General features: G+C 45.2%; 12 protein-coding genes and 1 pseudogene. 2 read left to right on the forward strand and 11 right to left on the reverse strand.

The window, feature by feature from the left end; genetic code table 11:
* Positions 1-24 precede the first annotated feature (24 nt).
* The 7 genes from NDI34_RS05805 to NDI34_RS05835 form a co-directional block, all read right to left on the reverse strand.
* Positions 25-1,083 (reverse strand): sll0787 family AIR synthase-like protein, encoded by a 1,059-nt coding sequence (locus tag NDI34_RS05805; RefSeq protein WP_348232128.1) that lies wholly within the window; start codon positions 1,081-1,083, stop codon positions 25-27.
* Positions 1,084-1,169: 86 nt separating this feature from the next.
* The gene (locus NDI34_RS05810) at positions 1,170-1,673 is read right to left on the reverse strand and encodes an MSMEG_0567/Sll0786 family nitrogen starvation N-acetyltransferase (RefSeq protein ID WP_348232129.1); all 504 of its coding nucleotides are present in this window, start codon (positions 1,671-1,673) and stop codon (positions 1,170-1,172) included.
* Positions 1,674-1,823: 150 nt separating this feature from the next.
* A complete protein-coding gene (locus tag NDI34_RS05815) occupies positions 1,824-2,912 on the reverse strand; it encodes an MSMEG_0568 family radical SAM protein (protein ID WP_348232130.1) in 1,089 nt (362 codons plus the stop codon).
* On the reverse strand, positions 2,909-3,343 hold the full coding sequence (locus NDI34_RS05820) for a nuclear transport factor 2 family protein (RefSeq protein ID WP_348232131.1): 435 nt from the start codon (positions 3,341-3,343) through the stop codon (positions 2,909-2,911). Before NDI34_RS05820 ends, NDI34_RS05815 begins: the two co-directional genes overlap by 4 nt.
* Positions 3,343-4,350, reverse strand: coding sequence for a Nit6803 family nitrilase (locus tag NDI34_RS05825; protein ID WP_348232165.1), 1,008 nt, complete (start codon positions 4,348-4,350; stop codon positions 3,343-3,345). Before NDI34_RS05825 ends, NDI34_RS05820 begins: the two co-directional genes overlap by 1 nt.
* Positions 4,351-4,516: 166 nt before the next feature.
* Positions 4,517-4,999 carry an MSMEG_0572/Sll0783 family nitrogen starvation response protein gene (locus NDI34_RS05830; RefSeq protein ID WP_192217555.1) on the reverse strand — a complete coding sequence of 161 codons (483 nt, stop codon included), beginning with the start codon at positions 4,997-4,999 and terminating at the stop codon, positions 4,517-4,519.
* A gap of 323 nt (positions 5,000-5,322) precedes the next feature.
* Entirely contained in the window at positions 5,323-6,606 is a 1,284-nt protein-coding gene (locus NDI34_RS05835) for an MSMEG_0569 family flavin-dependent oxidoreductase (protein ID WP_348232132.1), read from the reverse strand.
* Positions 6,607-7,054: 448 nt separating this feature from the next.
* Between NDI34_RS05835 and NDI34_RS05840 the strand changes: the two genes are divergently transcribed.
* On the forward strand, positions 7,055-7,639 hold the full coding sequence (locus tag NDI34_RS05840) for an MltR family transcriptional regulator (RefSeq protein ID WP_348232133.1): 585 nt from the start codon (positions 7,055-7,057) through the stop codon (positions 7,637-7,639).
* A 219-nt stretch (positions 7,640-7,858) separates the two neighbouring features.
* Here NDI34_RS05840 and NDI34_RS05845 read toward each other — a convergent pair whose 3' ends face one another.
* A complete protein-coding gene (locus NDI34_RS05845; protein WP_348232134.1) occupies positions 7,859-8,266 on the reverse strand; it encodes a hypothetical protein in 408 nt (135 codons plus the stop codon).
* 249 nt (positions 8,267-8,515) lie between these two features.
* A complete protein-coding gene (locus tag NDI34_RS05850; RefSeq protein WP_348232166.1) occupies positions 8,516-8,644 on the reverse strand; it encodes a LuxR C-terminal-related transcriptional regulator in 129 nt (42 codons plus the stop codon).
* Positions 8,645-8,904: 260 nt separating this feature from the next.
* Here NDI34_RS05850 and NDI34_RS05855 point away from each other — a divergent pair.
* Positions 8,905-9,614: pseudogene (locus NDI34_RS05855) on the forward strand (cytochrome b/b6 domain-containing protein).
* Here NDI34_RS05855 and NDI34_RS05860 read toward each other — a convergent pair.
* Together NDI34_RS05860 and NDI34_RS05865 are read right to left on the reverse strand one after the other, a co-directional pair.
* The gene (locus NDI34_RS05860) at positions 9,607-11,058 is read right to left on the reverse strand and encodes a LuxR C-terminal-related transcriptional regulator (RefSeq protein ID WP_348232135.1); all 1,452 of its coding nucleotides are present in this window, start codon (positions 11,056-11,058) and stop codon (positions 9,607-9,609) included. The pseudogene NDI34_RS05855 and the gene NDI34_RS05860 sit on opposite strands and share 8 nt — an antisense overlap.
* Before the next feature lie 1,073 nt (positions 11,059-12,131).
* Positions 12,132-13,271 (reverse strand): catalase family protein, encoded by a 1,140-nt coding sequence (locus NDI34_RS05865; RefSeq protein WP_348232136.1) that lies wholly within the window; start codon positions 13,269-13,271, stop codon positions 12,132-12,134.
* Positions 13,272-13,898: the final 627 nt, after the last annotated feature.

Here is a 13,898-nt window from a genome sequence, read left to right on the forward strand (position 1 = left end):
TTATTTATTGCCAGTGCTTGCGGTTCAGATTCCTGACTTCTTTAAGAAGTCGGGAATCTCGCCTTCTCCTCCCACTTTTGAGAAGCCAGTTAGTGTCTGTTGAGACAAATCCCAAAACACAACGGATTCTCGACCCGATAGCGAAGCGCTGCTGCGTTCGCCTTTGGCGTTCCCGAAGGGTAGCGCAGATCGCAACACAAGTTGCTGGGTTGGCTGAACTTCTCCAACTACCTCACAGACTAAGCTTTGCTGATGAAAATAGGACTGAACAGCCGAGGCATTATCAGGACGAACACTGAGAAGAAACCCGTAGCTAGGAAAACTCATCAGCCAACGTTCTAGGGCTAATTCTTTAGGACAGGGAACTTGGTCTATATTAAGAACGGCTCCACAGCCAGACGTTTCTAGCAACATCAGAAGAGTGCCAATAATCCCTCCATTGCTGATATCTTTGCCAGCATCGCATAACCCTGTTTCCGCTAGATATGGCAGAATTGCAAGATTCTCACGCAGTTGAATCGGATCTGCGGTTGTAGCGGCATCCCAAAAGGGGTATTGGGGATGAGATTTGCCCCGGAAATCAGTTGCAATCAGCAGCAAATCCCCAGGTTGAGCATTAAAGCTGGTGATCAATCGCTTTGCACGCCCCAAAATAGCAACAGATAGAGCATTGTAGGGACTATGGCAATTGGTATGTCCACCCACGATTGGAACGTTGTAAGCTTGGGCGGCTGCCTTCATTCCATCCCAAATGGAGTTCGTGCTGCTGCTAGACTGGCTCCATAGAGTATCTACAACGGCAATTGGACAGCCTCCCATTGCATAGATATCACTCACGTTCACCATTACAGCAGACCAACCTGCAAACCAAGGTTCTGTCTCTAGAAATTGAGGTAAAATTCCCTCGGCTGCTAACAGCAGATACCCATCTCCATCTGGGATTGCAGCACAATCATCTCCCAGTAAAACCTTGGAAGAAGCCCACTCTGCCCCAACTCCTAACGCTTGCGATGCGGTTTGAATGTCTTGCTTTTGCAGGAGACTGAGAGATTGTTGGAGTTTTGCTGCCAGTGCCGATAGCATTAATCTGTTCCCCTTTTCATTTGCATTTAGTCAATCGCCAAGAGTATTACTATCACTGCTTTTCCAGCTTTTGACTTTTGACTTGCTTAGGATGCCTCTCTTGCGTGAAGGGATAGGACGGGACGAGGTTCAGCACTGGGGGGATAGAAATTCAGGTCAGCTTCCATCAAATGATGCGGGCGATCGCAAATAACAATCTCCTCCATCGTCTCCCAGTGAAGCCGCTGAAAAAATCGCACGTTTTGCAGTTGCACCGTTGCTAAAAACTCTTTGCAGCCCCAAGTATTTGCCGTAGTGACAGCTTTATAGATGAGTCCTTTGCCAATTTGCCAGCCTCTGCGATAGTCCGGATGTGTACCTAATCTACCGCCATACCAAATGCCTGGTTCAACTTCATAAATTCGCACAACTCCAACTACTTGGTTGGTATCAGTTGCGATCGCCACGATGGGATACGCAACCTGGTCAATTTCATCCACATCATCTCCTTGAAATAGCTGCTGTTCTTCAGCAAAGATGGAGCGACGAAGCGCAAAGTAAGCAGCAATTTCTTGGGAATCTGTTGCTAGTTTAAATTGGTAAGTCTTCATAGAAAGTAGGGAGTAGGGAGTAGGGAGTAGGTGGTAGGTTTTAGGGGAAAGCTATGGTATCGACTTGGAACGATGAGGATTTTGGGAAGATTATGGCTCCTGAGAACCCTACCACCTAACCCCTAAAACCTGTCACCTATGAACCATGAGCTACTTTTCAAAGTTAGAGAGGGCAGAGCAAGCACCACACTTGGCACAACCTGCTTTAATTTCCTCCGATGACATTCCTGCCTGCTTTAACATGGCACCCACTTGCTCATAGAGGGTGAACATAAACTCACTCTTAGGGGCAGGGTGATTGGCTAGTGAGGTTCCTGTGATGGGAACGAAGGGGACAACGAAGGGATAAACGCCGATTTGAATCAGGCGATCGCAAACATCTAATAAAGTCTCCAAACTATCTCCCAAGCCTGCGAGTAAATAGGTATTCACCTGTCCCCAACCGAAGACCTTGACTGCTGCTGCAAACGCCTCAAAGTAATACTCCATAGGCACTGTTGCTTTACCAGGCATAATCTTTGCCCGAACTTGGGGGTCAGCCGCTTCCAGATGCATTCCTAAAGAGTCAATTCCTGCTGCTTTCATGCGATCGAACCAGATGAAATCATCGGGCGGTTCGCACTGCGCTTGCATGGGAAGATTTACTCTGGCTTTAATTGCTTTGGCACATTCGGTGAGGTAAGCGGCACCGCGATCGCTTGTGTTCGGCGTTCCAGTTGTCATCACCATTTGCTTGACGCCATCCAGTCGCACGGCTGCTTCCGCGACTTCAGCCAGTTGAGCGGGGGTTTTCCGAGCAATGGTTCTACCTGCTGCCAGTGATTGTCCAATGGCACAAAACTGGCAAGAGGTAGCTGTATTGCCATAACGTATACAGGTTTGCAGAACAGTTGTCGCTAAAACGTCTCGACTGTGCAACAAAGCAATTTGACTGTAAGGAATGCCGTCAGCCGTGGTGAGGCTGTAGAACTTGGGTTGATGGGGAAAATTGATGGATGCGATCGCTTCTCGATCCAATTGCAACAGCATCTGGTTTGTTGTCTTGTCAATCCCAATAGTGTAAGGTGACTGAGCGGCTGGGCTGTTGTAAATTGGCACCATTACCGTCGTGCCATCCACAGTTACAGCTTTGTGATCAGAGGGGCCTGCCCCGCCTTTTCGTCCTGCTGCTCCAATTTCCTGTTCAACTAGCTTCAGTCCATGAGTTTGAAGCTCTACAATTAACTGTTGCTTGTTCATAGATTGGGTTTACGCTCCCACCGAAACTTTCTTTCAGACTCTTGAATGGGAACATCGTTAATGCTGGCTTCTCGCCTTTGCATCAAACCGTTCTTGGCAAACTCCCATTGTTCATTGCCATAAGCGCGATACCAGTAGCCAGAATCATCGTGCCATTCATACTCAAAGCAGACAGAGATTCGATCGTCGGTGAAGCTCCAAAGCTCTTTTTTTAGGCGGTAGTCCAACTCTTTAGCCCACTTACGTTGCAGAAAAGCTGCGATCGCTTCACGTCCACTGAAAAATTCGGCTCGATTTCGCCACTGAGAATCCTCTGTGTAGGCTAAGGCAACTTTCTGCGGATCGCGAGTGTTCCACGCATTTTCTGCTGCTTGAACTTTGATGAGAGCGGTTTCCAGGGTAAATGGTGGTAAGGGCGGTTTTGTTTCCATTAGGTGATAGGTGGTAGGGAGTAGGTTGTAGGTTGTAGGTACGGGTCAATTGTTTCATCCGTTGCCTGAATGCCATCTGCTACTTCCATCACGGTTTGGGCATCTAAGTTAACTCGCAATTGCAATAAATCGGGGCGAGAATAGTGACCAACAGAATCCATCATTCGCTTGCGTTTGGTAATTAAAGAGAAATCCAAATCTGCGATCGCAATTCCCTCACCTTCTGTAATGGGCGTACACAGATGATTTCCTTCAGGCCCAATAATTGCCGTATTGCAGCCACCACTCAACACTCGCTGCAATTTTTCATCCGAGGTAATTTGTCCAACCTGTTCCGGAGAGAGCCAACCCGTTGCATTCACCACAAAACAGCCGGATTCCAGTGCATGATGGCGGATAGTTACCTCAATCTGGTCAGTGAAAATCTGTCCAACTAGCGAACCAGGGAATTGGGCACAGTGAATTTGTTCGTGCTGCGCCATTAATGCAAATCGAGCCAAGGGGTTATAGTGTTCCCAGCAAGCCAAGGCACCCAGCTTACCAACAGCCGTATCTAAAACCCTCAAACCAGAACCGTCTCCCTGCCCCCAAACCATGCGCTCGTGGTAGGTTGGCGTAATCTTGCGCCGCTTCAATAGCAACGTGCCATCCGCATCAAAAATCAGTTGGCTGTTGTAGAGCGAACCATTATCTCGCTCATTCACCCCCAACACCACCACAATCTCATAAGAGCGGGCAGCTCTGCTCACGGCATCGGATACTGGCCCCGGAACGGTTACGGCTTCTTCGTAAAGCCGCATATGTTCCTTGCCCATCAATACGGGAGGCTGCACAAAGGAAAAGTAGGGATAGTAGGGGATGAAGGTTTCAGGAAAAATGACTAGCTGGGCACCTTCTTTGGCAGATGAGGCGATCGCTTGCAACACCTTCTCAGTCGTTCCATCTCGACTGAACAAAACCGGGCTGATTTGTACTGCTGCCGCTCGGACTGTACGTGAGTAATCCATCATTAGGTGGTAGGAGGTAGGAGGTAGGTTTTAGGGGGTAGGTAGCAGGGAATAGGTTTTAGGGAAGAAGCTACAGCACTGGCTGGGAAAGATTAGGATTTTGGGTAGATTCTGCTCCTGATAAAGCCTGTAAATTTACCATCTAACACCTACCCCCTACCAACTCTTACACCGTCCAAGTATCCAGAATGAAGGCACCTTCTTTACGGTGCATTAGCATCAAATCCAGCACATCAAGAGGGTTGATTGGGCGGATGCCAGGGATGAGAGAAGGCTCACCGTGACCGTAAAGTGCTTGCATAGAAAAGCGACAAGCATAGACTTTGCCACCCTCAGCAATAAACTTGCTAATCTGGTTGTTAAAGTTTTGCTGACCGGGGAATGGCTCATCACCAATTTTGGGAAAGCCTCGTTGAATACCCAGCGTTATCCCTGGCCCGTACAGCAGAACCGAAGTTTCAAATCCCTTACGGAGCAAGCGAGTTGCTTGCAATAAATTCACTAGACCAATTGACCCTTCAAACGCAACGGTGTGAAATGTAACAAGCGCTTTCTCACCGGGTTCTGCTTTGACATCCGGGAAAACTTTCTCTTCATAATCGACAAAGAAATCACCAGCTTTATGAGCAGGAGTGGTTACTTCAGGCATGATTTTCTCCTTGATATTCGTTAAAAATTGGAACGTTTAATGGTGGGTTTAGGACTGATTTGTAGCTACTAAAATCCTTAAATCACCTAGCTGATGAAGGATGAACACTTAGCAAACTTATGTTGTGCTGCCAGATTAAGTGCTGGCAGATAAAGCGATTTGTATCTTTCACTACGAAACTTTTAGGTCTAACAATAAGACTAGGGGGAGCGATCGCAATACCTAAAACTCTCTCCAACTGCAATCGAACACCTATCTAAATCGATAGGTAGTGAATCCTAGATCCCCGACTTCTTAAAGAAGTCGGGGATCTGAACCTCTTATTACGAGCCAAGCAAATATTCATTGACGATGCTCCAAGCGTTTGAATACGATACTTTCTTCCTCGCCGTAATGTAATCAGCCAAGTAAGTAGCATCTCGTTCAATTCCCGAAAACCGTCCTGAACCCCACGTATACAACCACGGGAGTCCTAAGAAGTACAATCCTTGTACACCTGTTACACCGCGATCGTGACCGGGATAACCCTTGCCATCAAACACCGGAACCTCAATCCAACTAAAATCGGGCTGATACCCAGTAGACCAAACGACAGTACCTATATTCGCCTTTTCATAATCAAGCTTTAGCACTGCTTCCTTTGGCTCCCAAACAGGTTTGTAGGCGGGTTCTGTAGGTGCTTCTATTTGATTTTTTTCAATGAATGCATCAATGCTTTTCTTGATGTTATTAGCAACCGCATCCGCTCGATCCAAATTTTGCTTCAGGTCGTCCCAAAATTCGAGATGACTACTGCTAATAGTCTTTAACCTTCCATACAGTTGCATACCCTCCAGAGAAAATTGTCGCAGATCGATCTCACGCCCACCATCGCGACCTGTAACATAGTGATTAGTATTGGTTCTAGCTTTCTCTTTCTGGGGATGTTCGTCGATTGACAAATCGTAGTACCCCATTTGATCTAACCAATCAACAACATCTTTCCCACGATATCGGCGTGGTGATCGCGGGGCACTCCCGACACATAAATGGACTTGTTTACCTGCAAGGTGCAAATCCTCAGCAATCTGGCAACCGGATTGTCCGGTTCCCACGACTAATACGCTCTTTTCGGGTAAAGACTCTGGGTTTTTGTATTCAGATGAGTGGATTTGCATAATATGTTCGGGAAGCCGTTCAGCGATTTTTGGCAACTTGGGAATGTGGTAGCTCCCCGCAGCAATTACGACTTGATCGGCTGTATAGTCTCCAATAGAAGTCGTTAATTCAAAGACATCCTGAGAACGGCTCTTCCGAACTTTTGACACTTCCACGCCTTCCTTTACGGGAGGGTCAAATGATTTAGCGTAGTGTTCGATATATTTAACAATTTCATCCTTTTGCATAAAACCGTTAGGGTCATCTCCTGGGTAGTGATATCCAGGAAGCTTGCATTGCCAATTGGGTGTCACTAAACAAAAGGAATCCCAACGTTTAGAGCGCCATGAATGTCCAATCTTATTTTTTTCAAAAACGATATGGTCAAAACCTCTCTCCTTTAAGCAGTAGCTCATGGACAGACCCGCTTGACCACCTCCTACAATAATGACGGAATAGTGGTTTTTCATTGGCTCTCTTCTCGCTTACTTGCTTGAATGTTTGCAAGATTAAGTGCTAGCAGAGAAGGTATTTTGTATCTTTAAATACGAAAGTTTTAAGTCTAACAATAAGGCTAGGGATTAGCGATCGCGTTGTCTAAAACTCTGCAAAGCAGCCATCAACCACTATCTAAATCGATAGGTTATGGATTTTTCGGGATCTGGCGATCGTCGGGTGAATCAATTTAATGAGTGGAAGACGTATAGAATATCTCGGTATAATTGACTCTTAAATTACATTATCTAGAAAATTTCAGAATAATCATCTTTTAATGAATGTTATGCGAAAAGTATCTGAATAATCCCTTGATTAGGGGTTTTATCCAGAAAAAGTCAGGCTAATCAATAGTTAGGCGGCAGAAGGCACTTTCCGTAACGTCATCTTTTAAATCCACCACGGAATTGATAGGCTTAGGATATGAATGACAAAATTGTGGAACACCTTGCCACACAGAAGAAAAAAGTCGATTCGTTTCGCAAATCACTGACTTCAGAGTCTGATCGTGGCTGCGCGCTGTTCGCAGCAGCATATTTGGATGTGAGCCTCTCGGATCTACTTTATGTGTCATTAGTGGGGAACAAAAACATAGAGAAGGATCTTTTTGAAGGAACAGCACCGTTATCAACTTTTTCATCCAGAATTAAACTAGCTTACTATTTGGGGCTAATTTCGCAGACTTGCAGGCGTGACTTAGATGTCATCAGGGGGATTAGAAACGATTTTGCACATGACCCAGGGATTATCTCATTCAATACCCAGTCAATTCGTGACCGCTGTAAGAATTTATCCTTTTCTTACCATCAAAAGGATGCCGATCCGCGTTCGCACTTCACAGCTACTGTAATGGGAGTGCTAGGTCATATTCACATGGCTACGCTCTCAACAACTCCACACACTGAAAAATCCGATGATTCACCCTCAGAAGAAGATAAAGAGGGACATCGGCAGCGAATCAGCGAGAAGATATTAGAAGAAATGAATAAGGGTGCAGACAATATTTAGACATTGTCATGATGCTTCACCACGGCTAGAGTCCTTACACAGGCACTTACTCTCACTAATAATGAGATGCTCGACAAATTGCGATCGCAATGTCTCTCGTGTTAGTGCGATCGCGCTTGCGCTAGTAGTCCCGAGCGCTATCTATGAAACGTTATTTGAGGAAATCGACTTTTCCCAAATCGCGATCAAACGACTTCCTCCTTAGCAGCCCATCCCACGTTAAGCCAATCCCTTCTTCCTTAAGACTGGATTAACTGATCGATTATGCAGCCCGATTTCTTCTTTTTCCCGCGCTGTTCGAGCGGAATCCCCGTCATAAAACGGCCTTCCCCATTCTCCTTGATAGTTTTCCAGTTCCAACTCTTCTCCAGTTGCCAAAATCCGTCCGTGAAAGCTGATTCGAGCATGTGCCCGGTGTTCTTCATAGGGTTGGAAATAGTCTAAATAGGGAGTGGGTGCGAAGACAATCATAAAGCTAATACTATTCATGTCATCTTCATCACTCAAACGATAAACTTTTCCAAATTCCAACATCTCTGGAATGACAACTGCTCCATAGGTAATGGCTTGAAGTCGAGTGCGAAAGAATTCAGCTAATTCAATAGGAAGTCGTTGTTTTTGAGTCATTTCAGCCTCTCTTTGATACTTAGAAATATGTTACTGACTCGAACCCGATCATTGCAAAATTGTTGTAGAGACAGGACTTACGCATTTCAACGGTAAAGTGAGGCTTGAGGGAGAGAGTGGGAGAGTGGGGGACTGGGAGAAAGGTCGGACACATACTGGCTTTTGGCAAACGCTTCTTCAATGCACCTGCGTAAGTCTTGAGAGAACACTAATCGATGTTATCTGCGGCGGCTCAACTGTGCCGTTAAACTACTGAATCCAGCCATTCACAATTGCTTGATGGAGTGCCTGGTAACGAGTTTGCGCTTTGAGCTTTTTGAGAACATTATTCATATGGAACTTGACAGTACTCTCACTAATAATCAGGCGATCAGAAATGTTGCGATCGCGTTGCCAAAGACTCTACCAAGTAGCCCTCAAACCCCTATTTAAATCGATAGCTTATGATTTCTTCTGATAGGGTGATCTTCGATTGTAGGGTAAATTGAGGTAGGAAACTACCTCCAACTCTTTGAGAAGGCTTGAAGAGGTTGTTAGTAAAGGGTTTAGAGATCAAGGTATTGTCGGTAGGGCAGGCACAGGGTGAGACAATTGAATTAAGTGAAAGACGTGGAAAAGATTTCGGTAACTTTCTGAATATGCCTGCAAAACTCTCTAGTCCATACCAACCTTTTCTTCTTCGTATTTGCATGGCTTTACTGGTCTTTTTGTAATTGCCGCGATTTTGACCACATATTGGACATACGATGTCTACGACGGGCGATGGGGAAGAATTCCCTTGCCTGAGTTGAAGGAAATAGAAGGAATTCATGGCACCTTTGGGCTATATGCTTTACTGGTATTCCCTCTCTTTTCTCTATACGCTTTCCATCGTGGGCAAAAAAGACTTATTCAGTAAGATTCTGTGGCAAAGCTTGGACAGTTGGGTAAACCCATATGGTGATACACGCTGCATCGAGTCATTAACACGCTTGCTATCTTGGCACTGACTTTTGCCGTTTTCTCCGGCAAGATGATGGATGAAAAGTGGCTACCTAAGGGAGAGCTTAATCATGGTTGGTATTATGCTCACCTCATTTTATGGGTGGTGATGGTTGTCTGCATCGCCTTGCATCTGTTAATGAGTGCCAAGGTAGAAGGAATTCCTCTTCTTTTATTAATGTTGAGTTACCAGTTTCGCCCTAAAGATAGTCCCGCTTTGTGGCGAGAAAATATTCTTCAATGGTGGCCTGGTTTGCAACCTACCTTGGCTAAAGAGTGGTTAAAACTGTCTTTTCCTATCAAAACTTTAGAGATTATTGTGCTGATGAGCATAACTGCGGCTTGGATTGTTCTACTCTTTAAGTAGTCTGGTTAGCCGACTGAATCCAGCCGTTTATGATTGCTTGATGGAGTGCCTGATAACGAGTTTGGGCTTTGAGCTTTTTGAGAACATTATTCATATGGAACTTGACAGTACTCTCACTAATGATGAGACGCTCTGCAATATCGCGATCGCGCAATCCTTGTGCCAGCAAAGCCATCATTTCTAATTCCCGATTTGAAAGAATCTGCTGCGTTTGAGTATCTGGATCGACATCCCACAATTCGCCCTGAATGACTGCTTCTACCGCCTGCCGCAATTGATCTGGACTGATTGACAAATCAACCTTAGCTTTTATCCCCTTTGGTAGCGCTTGAATTCCCTGCTGAATCCATAACACGCGCTTTGCCGATTGAATCTGCGTGACATCATCCGTGAGCAGCGGTACATCTTCATCTGTTTCATTGCAGACCATAAGGCCTGCTAAAAACGCTAAGTGAGTAAATGCCAATTGCAGAAGCGGTAAACGGCATCCAATTCGCAATTTTTCTCCCAACTTATCGCGAGAGTATGGAACTTTAAGGACAACCTGAATCGCTCGCTGGTTCACACTCGCTTGAGTTTGCAGTATTCCTCCTAAATAGGAAGTCATGAAAAATAGTTGACCCAAGAAAGTTTGTATCCAACCCTCTGGATTATGACTCGTCAGATTAGTTGTAGGAACGATAGCTTCGAGTGCAACCGATTTTCCCGTGTAGATGAGCCGACAGTAACTGCATCCAATTTTATTTAGGATTTCGGCTGCCTGTAGAAATGTATAAGTTACAGCTAGGTTTAGGGGTTGCTCAGTTCCAACAAGAGTTAATCGCGCAGAACTCAGAATGCTAACTAACTGATCGGATAGGGAAAGGTTGCTAAATATAGGGCTGCGAGTTGAAGACTGCCAAATTTGCTTTTCTCTCTGGTACTGTAAAGCTGTATCTAACGCGAACGTTACTATCGTACACAGGGTCTGCAAAACTTCTAAAAATTCTGGCTCCATTGCATAGTGGCTAAAAGCTGCCAAAACTCCTACCACTCTGTCTTTAACAATTAAAGGATAACCTGCAAACCCACGAATGTTATTAGCGATCGCCCACTCTCGATTCCCCACCCACGACTCTGCGGCTAAATTGTTGCTTAAGAAAGAAACGCGATTCTGAGCAATTTTTCCAACTTTGTAAGCTCCCATTGGTATTCGCGCAAACGAGCCATTAGTATGGGTATACATTCCCGACGAAGCAACCAATTTCAAGGTCGTTTGGTCAGCTTGCAAAAGCCACAGCCGAGCAAACGCACAATTGAATTTCTCAACTAAACCATGTGTTACCCGACGTGAAATTTCCTCTGGTTCGAGGCATCCAGAAAAACATTGAGCAATCTCGTTTCCTTGTTGTAAATCCAACAAGATTCGCATCGGATCGAGTAGCTCTGTGAGCGCGTCAGGCATGTCAAATGGAGTCTTTAACTCTATTTAGGCGTAAATCTCAGCCTAAATTTGTATCTGAAACTACGAAAATCTTTCTTTTATCGCCTCAAATCAGTTTCATGAACTAGCTGGAGCATTTTGATTTGAAGCGAAAACAAAAACAAAAAAAAGAATGATAAAATTGAACTACTAATTTTAGAAACAAACATGATATGAAAAGTCAAAATTTAAAAAACAGCTCTACTGCGTGGATGAAGGATGAGTGTAGTAAAAGCGATTTAGACTTAAGGCATCAAAAATAGTATTAGGGGTAAAACTATCTCTGCAAGATCAGATTTATAGATCAATTACGGGACTAATAAACCTCTCAACTAGTTTTAGAAAGAAGCAGATAAGTTCCAGTTAACTGCTTGATTTCTCGGTGAAACACCTCAATTTCGCAATAAATACTCAACTTGTTTTGTATAGTATGACTTATAGATTGAGCTAATTTATTATTTCCAACAAACTCTGGAAGAATTAGTAGAGACAAGGGCCAGAACGGTTTCACTTTCTTGCCTTTGCGAAAGCATCGAATTTTGATGAGTTTACCTTAGTGTTAAATCCTCGGCCTTTCAAACCAGTTCATCCACGCGCTGATTCTTTTTCAGCAGACAATAGTACACCTTCTGTAGTTGGTTAATCTGTGCCATAAACCACCGTTTATGAGATACATTTTTAAAGTTAGTACAACGCGCCTGAAAACCATTGATACCGTGTCTTATAACCCATCTTTTTATTTATGTCTCGTGAGACAATTAATAAATGAGTTATAAGACGTTTTAATGAAAATTGGGTATTGCAGAGTTTCATCCAACGACCAAACATTAAAAGTTTTTAGATAAACTATTTCAAATGCAAGAAGCATGGTTGCCAGCGTTAGAGTACTGGTTTCTACCTGAACTTGATCCTGAGTTGAATTTAAGATTGTTGATGCAAGCTAATGCGATTACCTATAAACCCATCGCATAATCCCTGCCTAACAAGCCCAATGCAGCGGATTCTCATATATCGCTGGTGCTGAGTTTTAGGCATTTAACACCGCTAGCAGCTTCCTAGTCCGGCATTTCCTCGATGCTTCGTGGTTCCCTGTTGGGCTGCTGGTTCATCTGATGACGGTAACGACTGGACGCCTCATAGACTTCCTTGCGTAAACGCTGAATCGATCCCAGCGGCTGATGCTCTGCAATACAATGCCAGGCGTTGAACGACAAGACGTCATCCACGTACACCTGCCGGGCAGGACTGTATGCCTCCTGCATCCCAATTGTGAGTTTGGCGATCGCCTGGTAAGGACTTTCCCCTTCTGACCACTCAATCGACGCATCCTCGATCGGCATCGTCTCTAGATTCGTGCAAAGCTGGACACGGAGTTCATACTCGGCAGACTGTTGCCGGAAGAACTCAACGATTATATCTCGCAGTACAGAAGCGTTCTGTGTATCAATGCGTTTGCCAATGAGCGGCTGAAGGCTGGCGGAGACGGGAGTGATACTCAATTTAGCAATGTAATCTCCATAGCGCAGGGCAGCAGAGGTATGGTAGGTTTCCCCCAGAATGTGAGTTTCGGGCTGGGTGAGGCCTAACGCGCTCGGATAGAGGTTGATCCCTACTTTCTGAGTCATCGCATTGGTCATTCGAGCAACCGTTCCGAATAGCTGTTGTGCTTCCTCTGGGGCACTGACCACAACCTTTTCCTGGAGCAACTGCTCTGGGAGAAAGCGAGCAATAGTGCCCGATGGAAAGACCGGACTGTTAATCATCAAAAAGTCCTGAGTCACAGCATCAGGTTCCGTCTCTAGGAGCTTCGGTCCTGCCACGCCAATAACCTTGATGCCCATGCCGCGGAAGCAAGATAGACCATCCGGCATGATGTCACCGGGAACGGTTGAGAAGCGAATCATCACCGGATAAGTGCGGGGTTGGCAAAACAATCCCTGCGCGAGATGGGCAGGCAAGTTGTCGTAGATCCTCAGTTCCCCCTTCAGTCCGCCATGACTCTTGGCATGAGCGCCCCGCATGGCATGGCGATGTTTATCAAACACCTTCTGCCCCTGCCGGGCAACGGAATCAACGATTTCGCGAATCAGCCGCTCCTCGTCGGGTTGCTTGACTTCTAAAGTTTGGGAGTAACGGATGAATGGTTTAGGGGTGAGCATTGAGCGATCGATTCTGTGGGAACTGAACTTATACATCTGTAGTTTAAGGATTTGCTCCTGGCTCCTGTACTTCATCCTACTTAAGGAGGAAATGACTCAGAAGGCAAAACGGCAAAACGCTCTCGATGACCGCATTGAATCCGGTTGTTTAGCAAACGCGGCAAAAACAACTTTAAGGCTAGAACCTTTGCTGAGCGAATGTTTCAATCTCTCTTTTCTGTAGAATTCAAGACATTTAAATCGTTAAAACCTTTGATGAGTAAAGCTTTCACCCAGAAAAATCTCACGATTACAACTCTCATCAGCTAAAAATCGCTGCATCTGGGCTGACTCCTATTGAGTGCGGAAGAGCAAAGGAAGCGTCGCGTATCCGATACGGGTGAAGGTAGACTCATGGAAGTTAACTGACAAACAGAACCATGACGAACTCTGCAAAACATTACCCCGAAAAGCTTTTACTTTAAAAAACTCTGGCCAGTATCAGAGGAAAGCTTGAAGTCCAAAAACTGTGAATAACAATCTATCCGGTTCGCGTAGTGCTGATATTTGCCGCCCTTGTAAGCCTCCGAAACGCGATTACTATTGTTGCAGTGCTTCTCGGGGCTAAATAATCTCGTTCATTGTCCGGTCGGGCTTACTTAATCAGCGGTTTGGTTTCTCATA

The organism is Trichocoleus sp. DQ-U1 (genome assembly GCF_039961925.1).
Taxonomy (GTDB): Bacteria; Cyanobacteriota; Cyanobacteriia; order Cyanobacteriales; family FACHB-T130; genus FACHB-T130.

What these genes read in the sequence shown, in the direction of transcription:
- NDI34_RS05865 (WP_348232136.1), bottom strand. Translation starts at nt 13,271, where the DNA reads ATGTATAAGTTCAGTTCCCACAGAATCGATCGCTCAATGCTCACCCCT.
- NDI34_RS05820 (WP_348232131.1), bottom strand. Translation starts at nt 3,343, where the DNA reads ATGGAAACAAAACCGCCCTTACCACCATTTACCCTGGAAACCGCTCTC.
- NDI34_RS05830 (WP_192217555.1), bottom strand. Translation starts at nt 4,999, where the DNA reads ATGCCTGAAGTAACCACTCCTGCTCATAAAGCTGGTGATTTCTTTGTC.
- NDI34_RS05815 (WP_348232130.1), bottom strand. Translation starts at nt 2,912, where the DNA reads ATGAACAAGCAACAGTTAATTGTAGAGCTTCAAACTCATGGACTGAAG.
- NDI34_RS05810 (WP_348232129.1), bottom strand. Translation starts at nt 1,673, where the DNA reads ATGAAGACTTACCAATTTAAACTAGCAACAGATTCCCAAGAAATTGCT.
- NDI34_RS05840 (WP_348232133.1), top strand. Translation starts at nt 7,055, where the DNA reads ATGAATGACAAAATTGTGGAACACCTTGCCACACAGAAGAAAAAAGTC.
- NDI34_RS05860 (WP_348232135.1), bottom strand. Translation starts at nt 11,058, where the DNA reads ATGCCTGACGCGCTCACAGAGCTACTCGATCCGATGCGAATCTTGTTG.
- NDI34_RS05825 (WP_348232165.1), bottom strand. Translation starts at nt 4,350, where the DNA reads ATGGATTACTCACGTACAGTCCGAGCGGCAGCAGTACAAATCAGCCCG.
- NDI34_RS05835 (WP_348232132.1), bottom strand. Translation starts at nt 6,606, where the DNA reads ATGAAAAACCACTATTCCGTCATTATTGTAGGAGGTGGTCAAGCGGGT.
- NDI34_RS05805 (WP_348232128.1), bottom strand. Translation starts at nt 1,083, where the DNA reads ATGCTATCGGCACTGGCAGCAAAACTCCAACAATCTCTCAGTCTCCTG.
- NDI34_RS05845 (WP_348232134.1), bottom strand. Translation starts at nt 8,266, where the DNA reads ATGACTCAAAAACAACGACTTCCTATTGAATTAGCTGAATTCTTTCGC.